This window comes from Spirillospora sp. NPDC046719 (genome assembly GCF_040645715.1).
Taxonomy (GTDB): domain Bacteria; phylum Actinomycetota; class Actinomycetes; order Streptosporangiales; family Streptosporangiaceae; genus Spirillospora.
Window position 1 is genome coordinate 1 of sequence record NZ_JBEYYT010000045.1, and the last position, 23,905, is coordinate 23,905.

The 23,905-nt window shown below is 70.8% G+C and carries 18 protein-coding genes; 10 read left to right on the plus strand and 8 right to left on the minus strand.

What is annotated here, in order from left to right; translation table 11 throughout:
* Positions 1-111 precede the first annotated feature (111 nt).
* The 6 genes from ABZ914_RS11085 to ABZ914_RS11110 all read left to right on the plus strand — a co-directional run bounded on the left by ABZ914_RS11085 (position 112) and on the right by ABZ914_RS11110 (position 8,549).
* Complete coding sequence (locus ABZ914_RS11085; RefSeq protein ID WP_500192845.1) at positions 112-1,248, plus strand: hypothetical protein; 1,137 nt, start codon at positions 112-114, stop codon at positions 1,246-1,248.
* A 70-nt stretch (positions 1,249-1,318) separates the two neighbouring features.
* Positions 1,319-2,749, plus strand: a complete 1,431-nt coding sequence (locus ABZ914_RS11090) for a hypothetical protein (protein WP_500192846.1) — start codon at positions 1,319-1,321, stop codon at positions 2,747-2,749.
* A 37-nt stretch (positions 2,750-2,786) separates the two neighbouring features.
* Positions 2,787-4,268, plus strand: coding sequence for an SCO6880 family protein (locus ABZ914_RS11095; RefSeq protein ID WP_500192847.1), 1,482 nt, complete (start codon positions 2,787-2,789; stop codon positions 4,266-4,268).
* Positions 4,265-5,848: a putative type IV secretion/conjugal transfer ATPase gene (locus ABZ914_RS11100; RefSeq protein WP_500192848.1), complete on the plus strand. Its 1,584-nt coding sequence runs from the start codon at positions 4,265-4,267 to the stop codon at positions 5,846-5,848. Before ABZ914_RS11095 ends, ABZ914_RS11100 begins: the two co-directional genes overlap by 4 nt.
* A gap of 1,302 nt (positions 5,849-7,150) precedes the next feature.
* Positions 7,151-7,996 (plus strand): hypothetical protein, encoded by an 846-nt coding sequence (locus tag ABZ914_RS11105; protein WP_500192849.1) that lies wholly within the window; start codon positions 7,151-7,153, stop codon positions 7,994-7,996.
* 217 nt (positions 7,997-8,213) lie between these two features.
* On the plus strand, positions 8,214-8,549 hold the full coding sequence (locus ABZ914_RS11110) for a hypothetical protein (protein ID WP_190856865.1): 336 nt from the start codon (positions 8,214-8,216) through the stop codon (positions 8,547-8,549).
* A gap of 353 nt (positions 8,550-8,902) precedes the next feature.
* Here ABZ914_RS11110 and ABZ914_RS11115 read toward each other — a convergent pair whose 3' ends face one another.
* Positions 8,903-9,799, minus strand: coding sequence for a sigma-70 family RNA polymerase sigma factor (locus tag ABZ914_RS11115; protein WP_190856864.1), 897 nt, complete (start codon positions 9,797-9,799; stop codon positions 8,903-8,905).
* A 289-nt stretch (positions 9,800-10,088) separates the two neighbouring features.
* Here ABZ914_RS11115 and ABZ914_RS11120 point away from each other — a divergent pair, with 289 nt between their 5' ends.
* Positions 10,089-10,265, plus strand: coding sequence for a hypothetical protein (locus tag ABZ914_RS11120; protein WP_500192850.1), 177 nt, complete (start codon positions 10,089-10,091; stop codon positions 10,263-10,265).
* A gap of 1,146 nt (positions 10,266-11,411) precedes the next feature.
* A complete protein-coding gene (locus tag ABZ914_RS11125) occupies positions 11,412-12,143 on the plus strand; it encodes a hypothetical protein (RefSeq protein ID WP_500192851.1) in 732 nt (243 codons plus the stop codon).
* Here ABZ914_RS11125 and ABZ914_RS11130 read toward each other — a convergent pair.
* Entirely contained in the window at positions 12,140-12,829 is a 690-nt protein-coding gene (locus ABZ914_RS11130; protein ID WP_500192852.1) for a response regulator transcription factor, read from the minus strand. The genes ABZ914_RS11125 and ABZ914_RS11130 overlap by 4 nt on opposite strands.
* Before the next feature lie 226 nt (positions 12,830-13,055).
* Between ABZ914_RS11130 and ABZ914_RS11135 the strand changes: the two genes are divergently transcribed.
* The gene (locus ABZ914_RS11135; RefSeq protein WP_500192853.1) at positions 13,056-13,439 is read left to right on the plus strand and encodes a response regulator; all 384 of its coding nucleotides are present in this window, start codon (positions 13,056-13,058) and stop codon (positions 13,437-13,439) included.
* Here the strand turns inward: ABZ914_RS11135 and ABZ914_RS11140 are convergent.
* Both ABZ914_RS11140 and ABZ914_RS11145 read right to left on the minus strand, forming a co-directional pair.
* The gene (locus ABZ914_RS11140) at positions 13,429-15,474 is read right to left on the minus strand and encodes a PAS domain-containing sensor histidine kinase (RefSeq protein WP_500192854.1); all 2,046 of its coding nucleotides are present in this window, start codon (positions 15,472-15,474) and stop codon (positions 13,429-13,431) included. The two genes, ABZ914_RS11135 and ABZ914_RS11140, sit on opposite strands and share 11 nt — an antisense overlap.
* A gap of 1,009 nt (positions 15,475-16,483) precedes the next feature.
* Complete coding sequence (locus ABZ914_RS11145; protein ID WP_500192855.1) at positions 16,484-18,223, minus strand: hypothetical protein; 1,740 nt, start codon at positions 18,221-18,223, stop codon at positions 16,484-16,486.
* Positions 18,224-18,860: 637 nt separating this feature from the next.
* On the opposite strand from ABZ914_RS11145, the gene ABZ914_RS11150 reads away from it, so the two are divergent.
* Complete coding sequence (locus ABZ914_RS11150) at positions 18,861-19,829, plus strand: helix-turn-helix domain-containing protein (RefSeq protein WP_500192856.1); 969 nt, start codon at positions 18,861-18,863, stop codon at positions 19,827-19,829.
* A gap of 171 nt (positions 19,830-20,000) precedes the next feature.
* Here the strand turns inward: ABZ914_RS11150 and ABZ914_RS11155 are convergent, their stop codons facing one another.
* The 4 genes from ABZ914_RS11155 to ABZ914_RS11170 form a co-directional block, all read right to left on the minus strand.
* Positions 20,001-20,819, minus strand: a complete 819-nt coding sequence (locus ABZ914_RS11155; protein ID WP_500192857.1) for a hypothetical protein — start codon at positions 20,817-20,819, stop codon at positions 20,001-20,003.
* Positions 20,820-20,883: 64 nt separating this feature from the next.
* Complete coding sequence (locus ABZ914_RS11160; protein ID WP_500192858.1) at positions 20,884-21,654, minus strand: hypothetical protein; 771 nt, start codon at positions 21,652-21,654, stop codon at positions 20,884-20,886.
* A 222-nt stretch (positions 21,655-21,876) separates the two neighbouring features.
* Positions 21,877-22,566, minus strand: coding sequence for a hypothetical protein (locus ABZ914_RS11165; RefSeq protein WP_500192859.1), 690 nt, complete (start codon positions 22,564-22,566; stop codon positions 21,877-21,879).
* 312 nt (positions 22,567-22,878) lie between these two features.
* The gene (locus ABZ914_RS11170; protein WP_500192860.1) at positions 22,879-23,532 is read right to left on the minus strand and encodes a TetR/AcrR family transcriptional regulator; all 654 of its coding nucleotides are present in this window, start codon (positions 23,530-23,532) and stop codon (positions 22,879-22,881) included.
* Between the last annotated feature and the right edge of the window lie 373 nt (positions 23,533-23,905).

Consider the following 23,905-nt stretch of genomic DNA (forward strand, 5'->3'; position numbering starts at 1 on the left):
CGGAGCCCCGCCCGCGGCGGCGCGGGCTCCGGGCCGGCCGCCGCCTTCGCCGCTCTTCTGGTCGATCCGCTCTGAGATCGGGGGTCCACCGTGCCTGGATCGAATGCCGCGATGAGCTTCATCGGAAAGATCGGCGCGACCCTCCGGACCACCGTCCGGCGAAAGGGCGCGCATCTGCGAGGAGCGCTCTTCCGGCTCGCCGCGTTCGGCGCGGCCGCGTTCGCCCTGGCCACCCTCGTGGGTACGGCGGGTGCCGCCGGAGATCCGTACTCCGGTGCGGGCACGGCGACGGCGGAGGCGGGCGGTGGCCCCTGGATCGCGATCGACACGGGGGCGGCCGGGACCGGGGCGGAGAGGGCGACCCTGGCCGCCGCACTGACCACCGTGCAGGCACCGGGCCGGGTGGCGACCGCCGGTCTCGCGGCGAAACCGGCGCCTTCCGAATGCAGTGGCTCGAAGTCCGACAACTGGGACGATATGGATAACATTCGTACCAGCGACTCGGATCCTGGTGGCAAGTTTCAATTCAACCCATGCACTCACCAGGTGAGGATCAGCGACACGGAGAAGGACGGCTACCTCGTGCGCGGTGGAGTCGCTTTGGACGGCGCACTGGTGGTCCGTCTGAGAGCGGCCGGAAATCCTTCTGAGGACGTGGCTACCATCCCTAATTACGATCCGAAGAAGCTGTACATCTTCAAGGTCTGTCTGGCCGGCAGTGACAAGGACGACGACTCGTACTGCGACAGCAGCGACAATCAGCATTGGCCCAAGGCGGACAGGGGAGGGCCGGACCCGTGTTACTCGTCGTGGGGGACCAAAGGTTCGGAGGACAACTGTCACAACGGTAGGAAACTGTTCGGCTACTCCGATAAGGACAAGAAGAAATATGAAAAGTGGAGGGACGCTCTCCGAGGCCCGGATCTCAGCGTCCCCATACCCAAGCTTCCCGTCGGGAGGAAGCCGGACATCAATGCCAGGCCCGACCTGACGCTGCCGCGGTCTCAGCCGGGCGACGCGGGGAAGATCACCCAGCCTGTGGCGATCATGCTGCGCTGGCTGGTGTGGACGGTCCTGGGCGGCTGTGTGGCAGGTTTCGTGATCGTCGGGGGGAGAATGGCGATCAGGCACAAGCGAGGCGAGTTCGGCGCGAACGCTACCGAACTGGGATGGGTGGTGCTCGCCGTCTTCGTCGCGGGCTCCGGGCTGGCCATCGGCTTCGTCTCCCTCCTGGTCGATCCGTTCTGAATCGGGGGACCGCCGTGTCTGAGTCAAACAACTGCGCGCCTCCTGCGCGATGTCGTCCGGGAGGCGCCCGGTGAACGACATTCTCAACGAGGCGTGGGCCTGGCTCGTCCAAAAACTGCTCGACTGGGCACTGGGAAGCTTCGAACAGTTCCTGACCTGGTGGATCGCCGGCAGCGGTACCGCCTATAACGTGCAACTGACCGGAGAACGCGGCGGTGTACTCTATGATCTCCGCCTGTACACGAACTGGCTGACCGCGGCATTCGCGTTCGCCGGGTTCCTCGTCGCGGCCTTCCGCATCGCGATCCAACGCAAGGGTGCGCCTTTCCGGGACGCGATGGTGCAGTTCTTCGAACTAGCGTTGATCATCCTCACTGTGGCGACGATCGTTAATTTGGCGAATATGGCCGGAGATCAATATTCCAAAATGATCATCGAACATATGAAGCCGAAGGATGACCAATGGCAACAGAAGTGGCAAGACGGAGTCCAGTTGATCCGCGGCGGCGACAAGGATGATGTATCGTTCGTTCTCGCCTTCTTTGCCGCCGCGGCGGCACTCTCGTCGTGTATTCAGTTCGTGTTGATGCTCTTCCGGAACGGCGCCCTGATAGTTGTCGTGGGGATCCTCCCGGCGGTGGCGGCGTCGAGGTTCACGTCTTACGGGAACGCCGCGTACCGGCGGTGCATCGGACTGCTGGTCGCGTTCATCGTCGTCAAGCCGGTCATCGCGACCATCGATGCCGCGGCCTTGAAACTGATGACGTCCGATTACGAGGCTGATCGCCTCTTCGGTCTGGCCCTCGTCGCCGGCTCGGTGCTGGCCATGCCCGCGACCCTGCGTGCCGTGATGCCCGCGGCCACCGAGGGGCAGAGCTCCTTCAGCGTCCGCGAGGCCAGCAAGTTTGTGCTCGGCGGCACGTCCATGAGGGAGCGAATCATCAAGGGCGTCGGCGCCTTCGTGCCGGGCGCCGGATCGAGCCCCAGTGGCGGTGGAGGCGGTGGAGGCGGTGGAGGCGGCGGTGGTGGCGGTTTCCATTTGCCACGCCTTCCTTTCACGCGTCGTAACCCCAATTTGGGGGTTATTTACTCCAACTACGGATCGAACGACGGGTCGCAGGGCGGTTCGGGGGGCACCGGAGGTGCGAGCGGCGCCGCAGGCTCGACCGGTTCGACGGGCTCGACCGGTTCGACGGGCTCGACCGGTTCGACGGGCTCGACGGGCTCGACCGGTTCGACGGGCTCGACCGGTTCGACCGGTTCGACAGGCGGTCGGTCCGGCGGCTCCGGCGCCCAGAGCAGCTCAAGCGGTAATTCCTCCACTTACTCTCCCCCTTCTGGAGGAACGGGGTCGTCCTCGGTGCCTCCCTACCAGGTTCCGCCTTACACGCCCCCGCCCGCGCCCTACATCCCTCCCTACACGCCCCCGCCTCCTGGTTCCTCCGGGGGCGGAGGGTCGGGTGGCGGAAGCGGCGGCAGCGGGCCCAGTGGCAGCAGGTAGTCCGGTAACGCATGGTCAAGGAATGAGGTGAGCTGGAGTGGCAACCGACTATCAAGAACCGACCTACGGGAACTGGCGCAAGCCGGTGTCTCCGGGGATCGGGAAGCTGGGACTGGCCGGGACCCTGATCCTCATGGTCGGGCTGATCATCGTCACCCTGCTCGCGATGGTGTCGCTGATGGTCGCCCTGTTCGGTGCCGTGGTCCTGGCGGTGGTGATGCTGCCGCTGGTCATCCAGGACGTGCACGGGCGGACCGCGCTCCAGTCGCTCACGGCCCGGTTCAGCTGGTGGTCCGGCCGGTCCCAGGGATGGCACCTCTACCGCTCGGGGCCGCTGAGCGTCGTCCCGCACGGCGTGTGCCGGCTCCCGGGGCTGCTCGCGCAGTCCCGCCTGGTGGAGGGCCGCGACTCCTACGGCCGCCCGTTCGCCCTGGTCGTGATCCCGTCCACGAAGCACTACACGGTGGTGTTCGACTGCAACGCCGAAGGCGCGGCGCTCGTCGACCAGATCCAGATCGACACGTGGGTGTCCCACTGGGGGCAGTGGCTGGCCTCGCTGGCCTACGAGCCGGGCCTCGTCGCCGCGAGCGTGACCATCGAGACCGCCCCCGACAGCGGGACGCGCCTCCGGGAGGAGATCCACGCCCACACCGATCCGAACGCTCCGGAGCTCGCCCGGGCCGCGCTGGAGGAGATCGTCTGGAACTACCCGGTCGGAAGCGCGCGGGTGTCCACCCGCGTCGCGGTCACCTACGCCGCCCTTCCGCAGATCGGCGGCAAGCGCCGGGACCAGGAGGCCATGGTCCGGGAGATCGGGATGCGGATCCCCGGGCTGATCTCCGGGCTCTCGATGACCGGTGCCGGGTCCGCCCGCCCGATGACCGCGGAGCAGCTCGCCCGCGCCGTGCGGATCGCCTACGACCCGGACGCCCAGTCGACCATCGAGGCCGCCGAAGGCCAGGAACTGCGCTGGGACGACGCCGGGCCGGTCTCGTCGCAGGAATCCTGGGACCACTACGTCCACGACAGCGGCCACTCCATCACCTGGGGCATGTCGGAGGCGCCGCGCGGCGAGGTGCTGTCCAACGTGATGACCGGGCTGGTGGCGCCGCACCACGACATCGCGCGCAAGCGCGTCACCTTCCTCTACCGGCCGCACGACCCGGCCTCCGCCACCCGGATCGTGGAACGGGACCGCAGGGACACGCGGTTCCGCCTCGACGGGTCCACCGCCGCGGCCCGGAACGAGATCGACGTCATCAAGAGCGACCAGTCGGCCCTTGAGGAGGCCAGGGGAGCGGGGGTCACCCGGTTCACCATCCTCGTCACCGCCACCGTCCGCTCGTCGGACGAACTGCCGGTCGCGGCGGCGGCCATCGACACGCTCTCGGCCCCCGCACGCCTGCGGCTGCGCCGGATGTACGGGTCGCAGGCGTCGGCGTTCGCGGCGGCCCTGCCGCTCGGCATCGTCCTGCCGCACCACCTGCAGGTTCCCGCGCTGGTGAGGGAGTCGCTGTGAACGGTCCCCTCGAAGCGATCCCCGCCGGCCCGCCCGGAGAGCCGCCCGCCGCGGACGGCGACCGGAAGGGCAAGAAGGCCAAGAAGGACAAGAAGGACAAGAAGAAGACCGGAAAGCCCGAGCTCAAACCCGGGTTCAGGGGCTTCAGCCGCCGGGGCGGGGGCCGCGCCTCCTACGTCGAGGCGCCGCCGGAGTGGCGCGGGACCACGGTCCAGGTGTGCGGGCTGTGGCCGTTCGGCGCGGGATCGGGAACCCCGATGATCGGTGTGCCGCTCGGCCGGGAGCTGACCACCGGCGCCGCGCTGTGCTGCGACCCGATCTCGTGGTTCCAGCGCGCGAACCTGATCCACAACCCGTCCGCGCTGGTGCTGGGCAAGCCGGGGCTGGGCAAGTCGACCCTGATCCGCCGGATGGTCGTGGGACTGGTCGGCCAGGGGGTGTTCCCCATGGTGCTCGGCGACCTCAAGCCCGACTACGTCGACCTGGTCCGCGCGATGGGCGGGCAGATCATCAAGCTCGGCCGCGGGCTGGGGTCGCTGAACGTCCTCGACCCCGGCGCCACGTCCAAGGCCGTGGCCCAGCTCCCGGAGGAGGCGCGGCGGAAGCTGATCGCGGACGCCCACGGCCGCCGGCTGAACATGGTCGCCGCGCTGCTCACGCTCCTGCGCGGCGGGCCGATCGCCGACACCGAGCGCACCGTCCTCAACGCGGCCTTGCGGGTGCTGGACGAGCGCCACAAGGGCGTCCCCATCCTGCCCGACCTCATCAAGGTGATCGACGACGGGCCGGAACGGCTGCGCGCCGTCACCCTGGCCCGCGGCGACGAGGCGCGGTACCGCGCGGCCGTCGACCCCCTGCACGCCTCGCTGCTCGGGATCCTCGACGGGCCGATGGGCGAGACGTTCGCGGGCCACACCACCACGGGCATCGAGCTGGACAATCCCGGGGGCGTCTGCATCGACATCAGCGGGATCGACGACTCCGACGCCGAACTCCAGGCCGCCGTCCTGCTGGCGTGCTGGTCGGACGGGTTCGGCTCGATCGAGGTCGCGCACGCGCTGGCCGACGAGGGCCTGGCGCCTCCGCGGCACTTCTTCGTCGTCCTCGACGAGCTGTGGCGGGTGCTGCGGTCCGGACGCGGCCTGGTCGACCGGGTCGACGCCCTCACCCGCCTCAACCGCCAGCGCGGCGCGGGCCAGGTGATGATCACGCACACCATGGCCGACCTGCTCGCGCTGGCCGACGAGTCCGACCGGATGAAGGCCAAGGGCTTCGCCGAACGCGCCGGCATGGTGATCTGCGGCGGGCTGCCGCAGGCGGAGATGCCCATGGTGAACGAGGTGGTGCGCCTGTCGTCCATCGAGGAGCGCATGATCGTCGACTGGTCGACGCCGCCGTCCTGGAACCCCGACCTGAAGGAGGACAGCGAGCCTCCGGGGCGCGGCAGGTTCCTGGTCAAGGTCGGCGGCCGGCCCGGCATCCCGTTCAAGGTGGAGCTGACCTCCGTCGAGAGGGACGTCAACGACACCAACAAGCGCTGGACCAACTCGACCACGAGGCCCCCCGCCAGGACCACGTGACCGGCCCGGGCACGGTGGCGTCCGCACCGCGGCGGCGTCCGCGGTGCGGTGCCGAGCCCGGGCGGTCGACTCCGTCGGCCAGGAAAGGAAACCCGGCCCATGTCGTCGCCGCCTCAGGAACCCACAGAGGGAATGGACTTCTGGTCGGTCATCGAATTCGACGGGGAACCCCGGAAGAAGGGGACCCTCGGTACCGAGAACGACAAGCGCGTCGCCGGCCGCCTCCGGGCACCGGCCCCCGTTGAGCGCGAGCCCCGGACGGCGCTCTCCTCCGTGCGGCCGGCGCCCTTCCCACCAGGCGCCGCCGAGCAGCCGCTGCCCGCCTCCCACGTGACCCAACCCCGTCCGCCCACCGCCCCGAAGCAGGGCCCGGCCCCCGCCCCTCCACCGAAACCACCCCGAACCGCCCCGCCCCCGCCGCCCCGCACCGAGGCGACCCCGACGAAACCACCCCAGGCCGAGCCGCCAACGGCCGAGCCGTCCCGAGCCGAAGCGACACCGGCGAAGTCGCCCCAGGCCAACGCGGCATCAACACAACCACCCCGTGCCGAGCCACCTCCGGCCGCACCGCCCCAGGCTGGACCGCCTCGTGCCGAAGTGCCACCGGTCGAGCCGCCCTTGGCCGAGCCGCTCCCGCTCGAAGCGCCCCAGGCCGAGCCGCCGCGGGCCGCCGCGCCATCGGTCGAAACGCCCCAGGGCACAGCGCCACTTGCGGAACCGCCTCAGGCCGAGCCGTCCCGAGCCGAAGCGACACCGGCGAAGTCGCCCCAGGCCAACGCAGCATCAGCAAAACCACCTCGGGCCGAGCCGCCTCAGGCCGCTCCGCCCCAGGCCGGACCGCCTCGTGCCGAAGTGCCACCGGTCGAGCCGCCCGTGGCCGAGCCGCCCCCGCTCGAAGCGCCCCAGGCCGAGCCGCCGCAGGCCACCGCGCCATCGGCCGAAACTCCCCGGGGTACAGCGCCACTGGCGGAACAGCCTCAGGCCGAGCCGCCAACGGCCGAGTCGTCCCGAGCCGAAGCGACGCCGGCGGAACCGCCCCAGGCCAAGGCGGCATCGGCGAAACCACCTCGGGCCGAGCCGCCTCAGGCCGCTCCGCCCCAGGTCGAGCAAGCGCCTCCGGTCGAGCCGCCTCGGGCCGAAGTGCCACCGGTCGAAGCGCGCAGGAGCGCAGCGCCACCGGCGGAATCGCCGCAGGTCGAGCCGCCCGGGGAGGAAGCGTTGGCCGAGTCGGCTTCGGTTGAACCGTCCCAGGCCGAACCATCCCCAGCGGAACCATCCCCGGTCGAGCCGCCCCCGGTCGAGGTGCCTTCGGTTGAGGCGGTCTCGGAGGAGGCGTCGGCGGCGGAGTCGGCGGGTGGGGGGCCGGTGCCGGACGAGGACTGGGAGACCGCCGCGCGGATCGCGGCGTCGATCAGGCCGTCGATCGGCCGGATGTGGCTCGACATGCTGAGCCGCCACACCGGTGGCGATCCCGCGATGGCCCGGAAGGTCTACTACGTCATGGGTGGCCTCCACCTCATCGGCGAGTTGTGGCAGGACCCTCGGGTCATGGAAGTGCACGTCCGCGGCACGCGGGTGACGGTGTTCGGCGAGCACGGCGTCCACGAGGTCGCGGGGTTCCCGAGCGAGGAGGCCGCCCGCCGGGCCGTCGAGAGCGCCGAGGCCGCGCAGGACCGGATGGACGCGCGCGTGACCCGCGCGGGCGAGTCGGTCGTGGTGAGCCGGCGCACCATGCGGGGTCCGACCATCGCCGGGCTCCTCGAGTCGGGAGTCGTCACCAGGGAACTGCTCTCCCAGGTCGAGGCGGCGCTCGCGCGCCTGGAGACCGTGACCGTGACGGGGCCCGCCGCGCGGGTCGTCATCCGGGCCTTCGCGCCGCTCGTCCCGCCGGGCAGCCGGGTCTTCGAGGGGCCGCACGCGGTCCTGCCCCCGGGCTGCGTGGCCGCGGCGGAACCCCTGGACGCCGACTACGTGATCGGCGTGCGGCCCGGCGCCACCGCCGAGCGGATGGCGTCGGCCGGCCAGGTCGGAGCGCTGATCGCCAACCCGGAGTCGGAGATCCGGGCGGCCGTCAGGCTCGTCGTCACGGGCCGGTCGGCGGCCCCCGAGATGGTGATGCGCGCGCTGACCCGGGTGATGGCGCACTGAGCGGAGCCCGCCCCGGCGGTCACGGACGCGGTCCGGCGGCCGCCGGGGCGGGCTCCTCACGCGTTCCCGAAAATGAACGTTGCGGCGGGCCGCCATGTCCGGACGGTACCTATACGAGGGGCCTGAAAAGGGAAGGCGAAGAGTCCGGCCCGACGATTGCATTCGCCTTCGACGTCGATTCTTCGGCCGACTTCATGACATGGAGGCACGTACCGAAATGAGCCTGGTCACCGGTGGCCGATCGGGGGAGGAAGTTGACGGGCCGGAGGAGGGACCCTACGAGTTTCTGGAGCAGTTGGCGACGGAATTGAACGCCGGGCAGTTGATGCGGGCCCGGGTGGAGCGGACGGCCGGGGGCGCCTGGGTCAGGGTGAGCAACCCGAAGACCGGATGGTTCAGCGAGCGGGTGAAGTGCTACCCGGATCCGCTGGCCGGCGACGTCCTCTGCTACTGGTGGGAGTGGGGCTCGAAGATCGGCCCGGTGGACGACGTGCGCGGATGCGTGGCGGTGATCGCCCGCGTGCTCGACCCGGAGCCGGAGGTGGGTCCCTGACCTGGGAGCGGCGGGGCTCGCGGCGCGGACCGCGAGCCCTCCCCCGGTGAGCGGGCCTCGCCGCGGCGTGCCGGGCGGGTCCCGAGGAGCCGAAGGGCGGGGGAGGCGGGCCGGTGCCCGCCGAATGCGAATCCATTCCCCCGCGATGGTGGCAGAAGTGCGCCGTTCCCGGACGATAATAGACGAGGCCGCCTTCCGGCTTGGTACCGGTCGGTAAAGGCGGTCTCCCGCAAGGAATCCTGCTCCCTTGGCTGCCAACGGCGCCAGTTGAGGGAGCAGGTGCCCTTTTCCAGTGATGGGCGAACGGCTCACCGTTCGCCGGTAACCGCATTAATCCCGTAGTGGAATGCGATTCAGATCGCGCCCGCGACCGGCTCGACGAGCTTGGCCAGGGCCTTTTGCTGGATCTGCCGCACGCCCTCGCGGGAAAGGCCGAGCTGCTCGCCGATGAGGCGGAGCGACTGCCCCGGTTCGCCGTTCAGGCCGAACCGGCGGGTGAGCACGTGGAGTTCGCGGGCGTCGAGGCTCGGCAGCCCCTGGTCGTGGAGGGCGCGGAGCTGCGACCGCAACTCCACCTTGTCCTCCAGGTTCTGCGTCGGATCGACCAGCCGCTCCTCGAGCGAGATCATCTCGTCGTCCCGGCCGCTGACCGAGGCGTGCAGGCTGTCCAGCCGGGGGGCGTCCAGGACGCGGCGGACCTGCGCCTCGGTGACGCCGGCCCGCTTGGCGATCGCGGCGGGGTCGGGCGGGGTCGCCTTGCCGTTCTCCTCTAGCAGCGCGCGCTCCGCGGCGAGGATGGCGGGGCGCTTCTCGAAGTCGCCGAGGTTCAGGTTCGGGTGCTCGGCGTCCCGGACGGCCCGCAGCACCTCCCGCTGGATCGGCTTGAAGGCCCAGCTCGCGAACAGGCCCTGCGCCGGGTCGTAGGACGAGATCGCCCACAGCAGCCCCACCTTGCCGGCGCTCTCGTAGTCCTCGCTGTGCTCGGACGACCGGGACGTGAACGCGGCGACGTAGCGGCGCACCAGACCGAAGTTCGCCGTCATGATCTCGTAGGTGAGATCGTCGAGCTCGCGCTCGGCCTGCCGCAGCTCGGCCTCCCGGTCGGCGTCGGCCTCGCCGGTGCCGCAGCTCGCGCGCAGTTCGGCGATCGTCATCTGGAGTCGCCTCCGGCGGGCGAACAGCTCCTCGTTGCGTGTCCGGATCCGGTCAGAAGTCTGAGAGCCCTCGCCGGCCGGCCGCACGGTCTCCATCGTCTCTCCCCACCTCGTGATTCACGCAGCCATCAGACGAAACGATCTCGGAGAAAGAGGCAGCCCCAAAAGGGTTGTTGACATGCTCGTTGCAGCTCCGGAGCGTCCGTTCGGCGCGCCCGGCGGCGGCGTCGCGGGGCGGTCGGGAGAGAGAATTGGCAGGTGGCGGCGGTCATCGGCGACCGGCGGCCGTCCTGCGGGTTCGGGGGGCGCCGAGCCGCCGTTGATCTGGAGTTGATCTCGGCTGGAATTCGTGTTGAAACCTCGGAGAACGCTTGCAGAGGCGCTGATGCACGATGTTGCTCAAGAAGAAGCGTTGATGGCGCGCGCGTCCGGCGCCGACCTGGCGTCGATACCGGCTTCGCGGGCGGCCGGCGCGGGCGCCGCGGTCCGCTCGCGCCGCGCCGCGGAGCGGCGAAATCAGTTCACGGAGCGCGATTCCTTCTGCGCCGCGAACTGGTCCTGATAGTTTCAGGCGTAGTTGAAGTGCAACTTGCAGAGCTCGCGGCGGAGGCTTGGGAACTCTGCATCCGACGTGCGCTTCGCATAGCATTTGCCTCGTGGTCGCGCGCCTTGCGGGACGGCGTTCGCGACGCCGCCCGCTCGCATATTTTCACATAGTGATGTATCCGCGACAATGCTTGGGCGGGATGTGGTTCTCGCCATCGCGCCGTGCGGCCTCCGCCGTTCGAACAGGCCCCTCTCCGGCCGGTGACCTGGACGGAGAGCCGTGGGGGTTCGAACACATGAGGATGTCGATCCTTCGTGCCGGCACGGCGGCCGCGTTGTCGACCGCCCCGCGGGCGCGTCTTTCCCCGGCTGGGGTCGCCGGCCTTGCGGGGAAGTTGAATTTTAAAAGAGATCGGCGCGAGAGGCTGCCGGTGACGCTTCGCCCGATGGCCCGGCGAGGCGGAGAAAGCCATGGAATCCGGGTTTGAAATATGCCTCGGAATTGTCGGTCCGCCCGCCGGATCGTCCTATACCGATGCCCGGACGAACATCTCGCGGGCGGCCGGGTCGACGCCCGGAAGTCGGCCCTCCCATGCCCGGCCCGCACTCAAGATCATCGCTCGCCCCGTCCGGCCCCGTCGATAGGGGTGACCTGGCGGGCATCGCCTCGCATGCGGACAACGGCCCGGCCGGCGCGGGCGGCCCGATCGGCGCCCCGGTAATCACGAGAAACGCCCGTAAGCTTGGCGAACAAAGGGGAGCAGGCCACCGATACCACGTCAAGGTCCGTGCTTCCGTGCGAGCCCTGTGCCGTCCTCCTGAAGCGATGTACCTTACACAAAGGCCGCTGTTCACGCAGCGGCCTAACCACTATCGTGCAGGCACGATTAGCATGAAGTCAGCTCAGTGTTCAGGGGGCGGGGGTCCCCATTCCTACTGCCGCACCGGCAGGTACGGAGCTGCCTGGGCCGAAGCTCGAGGAGGGGACGTTGGAGTTTGCCGAAGATCCACTTGATCGTGCCGCCTTCCCGCGCGGCACTCAGGCTCGCCCCGCGCTGACGGGCACCGGCCGGGGCGCGGCGAGGGGCCGCCCCGCCGCCGGCCGCACGACCGGCGCGACCCGCCGGTCCGCCCCGGCGGGAAGCCGAGGATCTGCCGGCTGATGCACCCTCGGTTCGTACACGCCCGGGTGGAGTCCCCTCCCCGCGGCGTCCAGGATCTGACCGTCGACGACGCCGCCGACCCCGACTCCCTTGTCGCGGCTGGCCAGGCGCTCACCTGGCGGGCGCGGTTCACCGCGGGCTCCCACACCGCCATACCGCTGTCGGACACGTGCGCGCTCGTCGTCGAGCACGAGGAGCCGGCCCCGGAGGGCTGGCACGACAGGTTCGTCCGCGGCCTCGCCCACCGGCTGGCGGGCGAGCTCACCATCGCCACCTTCGGCGCCGGGGAGCGGCCCGCGCCCGTCTCGGGGGAGGACGCCGACTGCGCGGAGCTGCTCGGCTCCGCCATCGACGGGCTCGGCCGGCTGCTGGCCGACCTGGAGGACGCGCAGACGCCCGAGGAGACCGCGGAACGGATGGTGGCCGACACCGCCGGCACCCACCTGGCGCTCCTCGGCGCCGTCGCCGACCAGCAGGTCGCCGTGCGGCAGGAGGCCGGGTTCACCGTGCACAGCGTGCGCTCCGTCGCCGCGGGCGCGACCCGGGCCGATCTCGAGCGGGCGCGGTCCCGGGTCGGGCTGCCCTGGCCCTCCCAGGCGGGCGCGAGCGTCGGCGAGGAGCTGGGGCTGGCCCGCTGGTGCACCGCCATGCAGGTGCGCGGCCACCAGATGTGGAGCCGGCTCCAGGACGACGACGCGCTCGTCACCGACCTCTGGCTCCGCGATCCCTAGCGCGCCCCCGGGACGAGGTACCCGTACCCCGTCTGGGTGACGATCAGGCCGTCGCCGAGCTTGCGGCGCAGCCGGGAGATGTGCTCGGCGAGCGTCCGGGAGACGCCCCGGCTGGTTCCCCACACGTCCAGCATCAGCTCCTCCTTGGAGACCGCCCGCCCGCGGTTGGCGGCCAGGAACTCGAGGATGGAGTACTCCAGGGGAGCCAGCCGCACCACCTCCCCGTCCTTGAAGACCTGCCGGGCGGCGAAGTCGATCACGATGGGCGGGATCTCCACCAGGTTGTCGTCCATCTCGTCGTCGCGCTGGACGACGCCCGTCCCCTGGGCGCGCCGCAGGACGGCCTCGATCCTGGCGAGCAGCACCTCCGGGTTGAACGGCTTGGTGATGTAGTCGTCGCCGCCGAGCCGCAGCCCGAGCGTCTGGTCGTGGACCTCGGTCCGGACCGTCAGCAGGATCACCGGGACGTCGTTCCCCTCCTGGCGCATCTCGAGGATCAGCGACAGGCCGTTGACGTCCGGCAGGTTGACGTCCAGCAGCGTGATGTCGACGTTCCCGCGGCGGAGCGCCTGCCGGGCGAGTTCTCCGGTGGGGACCGCCTCGACCCTGTGGTGATGCTTGCGCAGGAGAGTGGAGACCACCTTCACCAGGCGGGGATCGTCGTCTACAACCAATATCCGCGCCATACCTCATCGTATCCGGATAGAAGGGCCGGTCAGGGAAGAATGGAGTGGGAAGCGGTCGGCGAACGCCGTCACGGGCGCAATCCGGGCCGCTCCTCCACCCCCGTTGGAACTCCGTACGGAGGCGGGTGCGGTCCCGCCTGTCTCATTTTCGTCCGTGCACTCCGTGACCGCGCTGATACGCTCACTCGCGGCCATCTGGGAAATCGAACGGAGGCAAGGTGTGCGGGTGCTCATCATTGAGGACTCCGGGGTCGGGCAGTTGCTCCGTACGATCGTGAAACGCGACGGTCACGAACCGGTTCTCGCGGGGAACGGAAAGGAGGGCTGGCGGCTGCTCGTGGACCGGGCCCGCCCCCCGGACCTGCTGATCCTCGACCGCATGCTCCCCGACATGGACGGTGCCGAGGTCCTGACCCGGCTTCGGGAACACGCCCCCACCGTCGACCTTCCGGTTCTCGTCCTCACCGCGGCTGCTCGCTCCTCACTTCATCTGGACGACGGCGCGCTGACCCGCGTCCTCGCCAAGCCTTTCGACCTCGCCGAGTTGCGCGGGGTGCTCGCCGATCTGGCATCGGTCCACCTTCCCGGCGGGGCCCGTCTCACTCGGTAGAGCCGGTCTGCGGTTCATCGTCCTGATCTTGGTCGGTCGGCGCAAGGGGAAGCCGGAGTTCGACCTTGAGCCCGCCCGACGGAGCGGTGCCGAGGTCGATCCGCCCGCGCATCGAGGTCATGAGCAGGTCGGCGATGTGGAGGCCGAGCCCCGAGCCCGGGAGGTCCTGCGTGGAGGCCGACCGATAATAGGGCTTGAGCGCCGCGAGGAACTCCCCCGGGGGGATGCCGGGCCCCTCGTCGCAGATCGTGAGCACGCCGTGGCCCGCCTCCTGGTGCGTCTCCACCGTCAGCTTGCCCTCCGGGGCGTACTTCTCGGCGTTGCGGAGGACGAGAACCAGGCACTGCCGCAGCCGGACGGGATCGCCGCGCACGACGACCTGCGACGGCGTGGAGACCACCGTGCGCGAGGCCACCGAGGGCGCGCTCTGCAGCGCCCGCCGCAGCAGGCCCGAGATCTCGATGTCCTCCGCGACCGCGACGGGCCAGGCGGACGGGTCGCCGTCGATGACGAGCATCAGGTCGGCGATGACGTGCTGCATCACCTCCACCGAGTCGAGGATCGCGCCGATCGACTCGGCGTCCTCCTCGTTCGCGACGGCGGGCTCGAGCAGCTGCGCGTGCCCGCGGATCGTGGTGAGCGGGCCGTGCAGCTCGTGGTGCACCGACGCGAGCAGCAGGTGCCGCATCTGGTCCAGCTGCTGCCGCGCCGACTTGTCCACGAACACGGCCGTGAGCAGCTCGGACGCTCCGGGCCCGGACGCGGCCGAGCAGGAGACCTCCACCCAGAGAAGGCGCCCGTCCCGGGTGGTCAGCCGCGGCGTCCCGGTGAGCCCGTCGGCGAGCTCGACCGGGGCCCCGTCTGCGCAGACCAGCGTGAAGAGGTCCTCGCTCCGGCGGCCGAGCGCCTCGTCCGCGGGGATGCTCGTCAGCGCCGCCATCGCGGAGTTCCACACCTCGACCCGGCGGGAGGCGCCGAGCACGAGGATCGCGACGTCCGAGTGGTCGATGGCCGCGCTGAGCCGCGCCCGTTCGACCTCGAGCTCGTGGGCCGCCCAGGTGTTGGCCCAGTAGGCGCCGAGTGCCCGGGCCGTCCCCCTGATCGCTCCGCCCAGCACCCCGGACAGCACCCAGAAGCTCAGGTAGAGGCCGGTGAGCCGGGTCCACCCCATGAGCAGGTAGCCGGCGACGCGGCCCCCGGGGGCCTCCAGCGGGAAGTGCACGCCGGCGCGCCATCCGCCGGGCAGGGCGTCCTCGTCGACGAGGTACGGATGCGGCCGCGACGGGAGCCCTTCGAGCCAGGCCAGCTCTTCCGGCCGCCGCTGGTAGCGCGTGATGCCCTCGGCGGAGGCCTTGATCCAGATGTCGCCCGCCGGCAGGGAGGTGTGCAGCCAGAGCACACCGGATCTCGTGATCTTCCGCAGGTCGCCCACGAACGAGGCCAGGTCCGCCGACTCCGCATGCCGGTGGGCCATGACGTAGGGCAGCTGCAGCAGCCGCTCGGCCGTGCTGAGCGCCGTCTCCCGCGTCCTCAGGACGCGGGTGTCGACATAGTAGACGGCGGCCGGGAACGCGGCGAGGAACGCCCAGGTGACGTCGCCGGTCCGCAGGGCCCTGAGGACGAGGAAGGCGAAACCGGCCGCGCAGGCCGCCTCCATCAGGTCCTCCGCGATCAGCGGAGCGTGCACGGACCGCCTCATGATCGCGACGATCAGCAGGGCGGCCACCAGGAGCAGGACCACCTGCGTCACGCTCGGCGCCCGGCTGGGCAGCCCCGCGGGGCGCGCCGTCACCAGGCCGGTGACGGCCAGGGTGAGCAGCGTCTCGACCGCGTCCAGCGCGATCCTCCACCGCCTCGCGCGCAGCAGCACGGCCTCGCCGAGCAGGACGGCCGCGGCTCCCGCCGGTGCCACGAGCCAGTACGGGACGAGGCAGTAGCCCAGGGGGGCGAGGAAGGCCACGAGGGACGTGGTCGCCGAGGGCGGCCGGGAGAACCAGACCGCGGTTCGGCCGGAGGCCAGCCGGGAGAGCCTCATACCGCCCTCGCCTCGGGAAACGCGTCCCGCGCCCGGTGGTGGGAGGCGCCGGCTCCGGCGGCCGGGGGCGCCGGACGGGCCCGCGCGTCCATTGTCTCGACTCCGGGAATGAGGCGTCCGCCGGAGTGCGCGGACGACCCGCCGGCACGCCTATTCCCGATCAAAATCATGCTCCTTCATTCGTCGATCCATTCGTGCGGGCGAACAGACGCACGCCTGAGAGCGCTTTGCGGTGGTGGGTGAGTTGAGCATGGCATCCAGGAACGTTGCTGGCCGTCTTCGCTGCGGTGATCGAGTCGAGGTCGGACGAGGCTTTCTGATGCGTCGCTACAGACGACCGTCCGCGCACCGCCCGGCGCTGCAACAGATCGGTTCCATCTGGTGGTCATTCGTCTCATATCGTGAGACGAGCGGCGGGCGTGGTCGGCGCGCGGTGCGCCGCGCCTCCGGGCCGGGCGGGCGTGCCCTGCGGGGCCCGGCGCCCTCAGGCCGTCCGCCCCGGCGACGCGGCGGACATGCGGAGTCTCGCCGGAGCGCGGCGGCGGCAGGGCGGCCGTGTCGGGGGAGCCGTGGGGCGGAGGCCGTCGACGGTGCGGTCCGAGGACGGGCGGCGGGGACGGGCGGTCGGGAAGGCCATGCGATCACCGTGCGGGGAGAAGGAAACGGTTCGAGTAGCCGGCGGAAAGGGGGGAGACGGTGGGCTGGAATCGGAGTGGTGAGGCGGGGGCGTGCAAATCATCGGGGCCGCATAATGGAACGATGCAAAAGGCTGGCGGACCGGCGCGGTTTTTCGTCGGTATGGTCACCGCGCCCGTTCGCCGGAGCCGCCCCCCGAAGGAGGCGACGGCGGCGACCAAGCGCTCGTTGAGAGCTCGCCTCCTCGCGGGCGGGCCGACGGGAGCCCCCAACCGGTTATTGTCCGCAGCCGCCGATCCGTTTCCCGGGTTCGCCGGACCGCCTGCGGTGACGTCGATCACCAGCGGCCGGGATCCGGGCGCGACGACGGTGGTCACGGCGGCCCGGCCGTGCGGTGAAAGCCGGATCGCCGACCGGCGCGGTCGAGGCCGGGCACGCGCGTGCGGGCGGTGAGCAACGCGCGCTCCAGCAGGCGCCCTTCGCGGGGAAACCCGGCGGACAGCACGTGGACGAGCCGCAGGACGGCGTCGACACCCTCGGCGGACCCGGCCCAGCCGCCCGCCCGCACCCAGGACTCCAGGATCTCCGGGCGCCGGTCGGTGTGGCCGGCGGGCATGCGACAGGTCCATATCGACCGGAAGCCGTCCCAGTAGCGCTCGTGGCCCCTGGCGGGGACCCCGGTGACGTGCTGCGGCGGCGCGTCCAGCCACAGCAGCAGCCCGTCCAGCACGCCGCGCTCGCGAGGGGTCGGGGACTCCGCCTGCGCCAGCCGGGCCTTCAGCGGGCCGTCCTCGGGGACGCGGTCGAGCGCCGTCAGCCAGCCGGCGAGCCCCGGCAGGACGTAGCCGAGCCGCCCGGTGCCCGATCCGAGCGCGACCAGGTCCGACACGCAGCCGGTGCCGTGCGCGGCCAGCGCCGCCAGGCGATCCGGGTCGACAGAGCGCAGCGGGTCGAACAGCACGTCGCCGAACGGGCCGAGCAGGGACTCCGGCAGGCGGTGGCAGAGCATCCTGTACCAGGCGACGAGCCGGTCCGGCGGCCCGAACGCCAGTTCCGCCATCAAGGCGCACACCGCACGGGGGTTCGCGGCGAGCGCGCCGAGCGTCGCGGGCCACTGCGGCGCTCCGGCGGCGACGGCCTCCAGGTCGACCATCTCGAGGACGATCAGCGCCGCGGCCTCCGCGCGGGCAGTCTCGTCCTCGCCGCGATCCGCGGGGCCGAGCAGGGAGGCGAGCAGGTCATCGGCCTGCCCGAGGTCGGCCCAGCGCTCGCGCAGCAGCGGCACGTCCTCCGGAACGCGTTCTTGGATCAGCGCGGTGAGGATTCTTCGGGCGCCCGCGTCGCTGAGCTCGCGGTGGCGTCCGGTGGTGAGCAGGTCGCGGATGTCGGCGGGGTCGTGGGTTCCGCGTTCCACGGCTTGCAGCACGGTCGCGGGCCAGTCGAGCCCGGCGAGTATCCGGACCGCTGTGGTGGGTTCGGTGTCGGTGAGGGGCGGGGTGGCGTGTGCGAGGTACGCGACGACCTCGGCATGGGAGCGCCCTCGATCCCCGAACAGGTCCGCGAGCATTTCGGCGTAGGCGCGGCCGGGTGTGTCGCGTTCGGGGAGCCGGGGTGTCCGCCAGTCGAGTTCGGCGGTGCGGTCACGGACCTGTCGTGCGAAGGCCAGGGAGACGTTGCGGTTGCCGCTCTGGTCCCAGGTCGCCGCGGAGAACCGGGTCCGCCACCCGTAGGGCAGCAGCGCCGCGACCGCGTCCAGGAACGCCAACCGCTCCACAGCGGTCAGCTCAGGTGCTCCGGTGATGGTGACGGGTCCGTCGATCAGCAGCGACGCCGCCGCGGCGACCCGCTGCACCCCGAACCGCCCCAGCGCCTGCGCCAAGGTCGCCGGATCCAGCGGCGCCACCCGCAACTCCACCCCGTCGGGCGGGAACGGCGGCGTCAACCCCGACAACGCCTCATACAGGCCCGCATACGACACCGGCACCGCACGCAGCGCCTCATACGGCACACACAAGTAGCGGGTCTCGGCGATCGGGCGGCCCGCACCGTCGGCCTCGCCGGTCCAGTCCTCCAACGCCACACCGATCCGGGTGCCGTCATCACCGCCGCGCACCTCACTGATCGTGATCCACGGCAACGCAGCCGGCCCCGACCGCCCCGGCGACGGCGTCCCCAACGCGAAATGCCGCAGAATATGCGCATAGTCAGCCGCCGAGAAATCCGGACCACCACACCCGGTGACCCGGTACTCGTCATAGCTACCCGGCGGCTTACCCCGGACCGCCCACCCGGCCCGCAGCACCACCGCCCCCCGCGCGGAACCCTCGTCCGTCACGTGGCGCCTCCGGGAACCGCACGTCCTCCTGCGTCCCCGTCCAGCGCCCGTCCCGTGACCGGGCCGCGCTTCACGACCTCACCCGGCGCCGTCTCCATAGTGAAATGCGCACCACACATAGAAACTCCCTGGGATGTTCCCGTCCAGGCATGTCGGGCTTCAGCTCACCACACGGATGGGGCACTCCATGGGAGCACGCGTTGCACCGAAGATAGGAGGGGCTTCGGGCGGAGGCTTGCCGCGCTGCGCACGGAAGTTGCCGCCGTATGCAACAGGGAGCCCGCTTGCCGACCGGTCGCGCGAGCGTACGCTGACGGTTGCGCCGTGGTACGCGCGGATGCGCATAGCCGAATCTTGTGCATGCCAGGTGGCAGGACGAGCAGTTGTAAGCGTGAGTGCCTGGGGGGAGACCGTCTTGAGCTACAGCGTCACCACCACGGCGACCGATGACTACGCCCCTCACGAGCGCGTCGAGCTGTGGAGGGAGCGGACCAACGCCTACCAGTCCGCGCTCGACGTCCGCTGCCCCTCTCCGGAGGACTTCCACGGCAGGATGATCCGCCAGTACAGCGGGGCCTACCAGCTCGTCTCGTACTGGTCGAGCGAGACGCACTACCTGCGGACGCCGGATCTGGTCCGCCGCGAACCCGACGAGGACTACCGGCTCCTGATCCCGCTGTACGGCGCGGCGGGCCTGGTCACGGACAGGAGCGAGGCGACGGTGCGGCCCGGCACGGGCGCCCTGCTGACGATCGCCCAGCCGTGCCGGTTCACCCAGTCCGGCTCGCTCCGCGCCGTGCTGCTGACGATCCCCGCACGCGAGGTGCCCGGTCCGTACCCGGCCTCCTGCTTCTTCGACCTGACCAAGGGCCTCGGCCGGCTCGTGAGCGCCATGATCGGGGTCCTGCGGGACGAGCGCGACGAGCTCACCGCCGCGCAGTTCGACGCGGCGTGCGACCGCCTCACCGAACTGGTCCGCATGCTCATCGAGGGCGCCGAGCAGCCGCCCGCCGCGGGACGTCTCGCGGAGGTGGAGGCGGACATCCGCCGGTACGTGCGCCGCAACATAGCGGATCCGGAGCTCAGCGGCTCGTCGGTGGCGCACGGCCTCGGCTGGTCGCTGCGCCAGGTCCAGCTCGCCCTGCAGCAGGCCGGCACCACCCCGCGCGAGCTGATCCGCGAGGAGCGGCTCCGGCTCGCCCGCGAGCGGCTCCGCGACCCGCGCCACCGGCACGTGCCGATCACCGACATCGGGCACGGGACGGGCTTCCCCTCGTCCAGCGCCTTCAGCGCCGCATACCGCCGCCGCTTCGGCGAGACCCCCCGGGACACCCGCCGGCGAGCACTGGAGGACGCGGGCTGGCGAGGCGGGGGCACGGACTGACGAGGCGGTCCGCACGGCATCGGCGTACCGGGACCGATCCCGTGTCCGCCCTGGCCACGCGGGCGGCTGTCCGGTGTGAAGGACGCCGGCTCGCCGTCTCCGCCCGGATGGACGGCGAGCCGGCGTGGGGTGCAGGACCGCCACTGGCGGTCCAGCCGGCCGAAGTGCCGACTATGCGGGCAGGTCCGTGTAGGCCTTGGAGGCCAGGTACTGGTCGAAGACCACGGTGTTGGTGCCGGCCTTGGCGGGCAGTCCGGCCCGCCAGTCCACGATTCCGTTGAACAGGCCGGCGGGGCCGCAGCTGCTGGACCTGGGCACCGCGAAGGCGTTGTCGACGAGTTTCAGCCGGAACACCAGCGGGTCGGCCGAGACGTCGACGGGCGGGCTGCCGGAGATCGGCTGGTTGGGCGGGGGCGGGCTGGTGGTGCCGATCGTCAGGTTCAGGGTGATCGGGTCGTTCTTGGTGCCGATGGTGCACTGGTCGCCGACCAGGGGGTTCCGCACGTCGACCTTGAGCTTGAGCCGGAGGAGGGTGTTGGCGTCGACGTTGAACTCGGGGTCGGCGGCCAGTTCCGGCTTGGCGTTGACCTGCAGGATCGGCAGGACGTCGGTGCCGGGGACGCCGAGGATGCCGCCGGTGACGCGGATCGGGTCGCCCTTGAGCGGCACCGCGATCATCTTCTGTTCGAGCGTCTCGGGGTCGTATCCGATCGCGTAGGTCAGCCGGAGGGGCTTGTCGATCGGCTGGTCGATCCTGCCGATCTGCAGCTTCCCGCCCGCGATCACCGCGACGTTGCAGTTCCACCACGTCGGGTCCGCCCCGGCGGGCAGCGCGGGGCAGTCCTCGAACGTGAGCCCGGACGGAAGGGTGTCGCGGACGGGCAGGGCGGGGGCGGCCGTGGCCGGGGCGGCGTGCGCGGCCAGGGCGATCGCGCCGGTCACCGCGCCCAGCGCCATCGCTGCGCGGCGCCGCACGGTCGTTGTTGTCATCGATGCTCCAGGGGGTTTCCGGGCTGTTCGCGGGCGGGAACTTCGGGGGCGGGGGTGACCCGCGTCAGAGGTCGGTGTACGGCTTGTAGCTCACGTACTGGTTGAAGATCGCGGTGTTACTGCCCGCGGCCGAGGGCACCCCGGCCTGGGAGTTGACCACCCAGTTGAGGCTTCCGGCCAGCCCGCAGCCGGAGGAGCCGGGGACGGCGAAGGAGTTGTCGACCATGGTCGCCTTGAACACCGGCGGGTCCGTCGACACGTCGACCGGGGTGCTGCCGGAGATCGGCTGGTTGGGCGGGGGCGGGCTGGTGGTCCCGAAGATCAGGTGCAGCTTGATCGGGTTGCCGTCGGAGCCGATGGAGCAGTACGGGCCGAGGTTCGGGTTGATCACCTTGACCTTGAGGTTCAGCAGGACGTCGCCGTTCTGCAGGTCCATGAACCCGGCGTACTCGGGCTTGGCGTACACGGCGGTGAAGATGGGGTCGCCGAAGATGCCCGGCTTGACGAGCATCTTGTCGGCCTGGAAGCCGCCGACGATGACCTTCTGCTCCAGCGTGACGGGATCGAAGCCGACGGCGTAGGTCAGCGTGATGGGCGAGGTGATCGCCTGGTCCAGCCTCCCGAGCGTGAACCGGCCGCCGGTGATGACCGCGACGTTGCAGTTCCACCAGGTGGGGTCGGCGCCGGACGGCAGCGCCGGGCACTTGGCGAAGCTGAAGGCCGGGATGGTCTCCGCCGAGGCGGACGGGGCGAGGGCGGCACCGGACAGTGCGGTGCCGGCGGCGAGAGCCAGCGCAGCCAGGCGGCTGCGGCGGCGGCGGAACGGGGATCGCACAGCGTTCTCCAGGGGGTGGGTACGGCAGGGAAGGAAGCCCGGTCGCACCTGGCCGCGCGGCTGGAGCGGGGCCGTTCGGAGGGGACCGGGGGTGATGCGCTCGGACGGTGGCGGGGCCGCCGTTCAGGCCCTGGCGGCCCCGCCTGGTCAGAGCGGGGACGAAGCGCCCCGCGCGTGGGTGAGAACGGCCGGGTCGGGGGCGGCCGGCTCAGCAGCGCCGGGTCAGGGCGCGATCGTGAGGTCGGCGCCGCCGGGCTCGGTGAGCACCTGGAACTTGCCGTTGCCCGAGACGGCGGCCGGGCAGCCCGCGGTGTTCTCCGGGTTGGAGATCTTCTGCAGCTGCTGGCCGGTGAGCTGCCCCTGCGAGTGCGGGTTGGTGGTGTCGGGCCGGTTCGGGTTGGTCTTGTTGAACAGGTCGATGGTCAGCGGGGTCGTGGTGGTGAGCCCGTAGTGGCAGGTCTCGGTGCGTCCGAGGTTGGTCAGGTGCAGCACCACCTTGACGTCCACGCTGCTGTTGGGCGCGTTGATCGTCAGGTAGCCGTCGCGGTTGTTGGTGTGGGCGGCGTCGTAGTGCGCCGACGCGCCGCTGTAGGGGAGGTTGTTCACCGTGTAGGTGTCGCTGCCGCCGTAGTTGTTGGTGCAGCTGGTGAGCGAGGCGGTCTTGAGCTGCCCGCCGGAGCCGTCGGAGACGACGGAGGCGACCAGGCTCACGGCGTTGCAGGTGCTGGTGATCAGCCCGATGCCCGGGCCGTTGCCCGAGAACTTGGTGGGGTTGATGTTGGTGACCTTGACGTCACCGTTGTAGGGCGAGCCGCCGGAGCTGATCGTGGTGGCCAGCGCGGCGGACGCGCCGGCGATCAGCAGCGCGCTCGCCCCCATCGCGGGGAGGGCGATCTTGAACGGTCTCCGCACTTTCCTGTCCTTTCGATCGGGGGTGGGAAGGACCCCCGAAAGGAAACATAAACTGCGGCGTTCTTCAAGAACGATGTCGTACCCAGAACGTGAAGGACCTTATTTCGGGCCGCCCGGAGAAGGTGATCTCGCGACCGAAAAGCGTGCACGTTGCGTAGCGGGAGAGCGGCCCTTCGGTCGCGCTGTGTCATGAAGCGGAGCCGCGGTGACCCAGCTCACACGCCCTCGGCCGGCGGCTCGGCGATTTATGGACGCAGGCAGGGCGTGGCCGTATCCGGACACGCCCTTTGCTCACAGAAGTGACAACTCGGCTCAGTGGTCCGCTGCCGGCGGATGCGGAATCGCGAACACGTTGACCAATGCCTCCCGCAGCGCCGGCAGCGTGTGCGCCTCGCCCCGGTTCACCCGATCGAAAATGACCTCGTGCATCCCGCCGACGGCCACTTCGGCCGTCAGTTCGGGTTCGGGGTAGTCCGGGACCTGCGCCCGCAGGTGCTCCACCATCATCGTGCTGAACAGCCGCTTGACCCGGTCCCGGCGCTCCACCGCCTCCGGGCCGGCCGCCAGCACCTCCACGACGCACATCCGCGCGGCCAGCGGCTCGTCGGCGATGAATTGCAGAAAGGCGCCGAGGCCCGCGTGCAGCCGGTCCGCCAAGGGCGCGTCCGCGTCGACACTGCCGATCACCAGCCCGAGAACCCGCTCCGTGACCGAGTCGTAGGCGGCGAGAAACGCTTCTTCCTTGCTTTTGAAATTCTCGTAGAAGGTCTTTTTGGAAACCGCGGACCTGCTGACGATGGTGTCGATGGTGAGCTGCGCGTAACCGTCCGACCCGACGGCCTCGATCACCGCCTGCAGAATACGCGCCCGCTGGTTGCTGGCCACATAGCTGCGGGACAGCCGATGCCGTCCGGACGGCAGCCGCCCACCGCTGTGACCTTGGGGTTCCCCGTCCAGCTTCGTCATGTCCCGCCGCCATTTCGGTGCCCTGAGACCCGGTCCACCGACGATTCTACGGCTGGGCTCGGTCACCCTGAAATGGAACCCATGACCCTCGGTGACCTCGTTGAGGAAGGCGAAACAGAAGATCTCGCCCGGCGTTCCGAACCGCCCGGCTTCCGCGCGCCGGCCGGGGCATGGCTCCTCCGGGTGCCGGACCGGCGGAATGTTCCACCGGCGTTGACGGCGGCTACTCGGTAGTAGGCAGCGCGGGAGCATGCATGCCGGTCGGCGGCGGCGTGGCAGTGCGGGGCGGGGCTGCGCATTCGAGCCTGCGGGGAACCGCGGAGGCCTGCTCCGGACCAGTGCGTCCGCCGGTCGGCGGCACACCAGAGCGAAC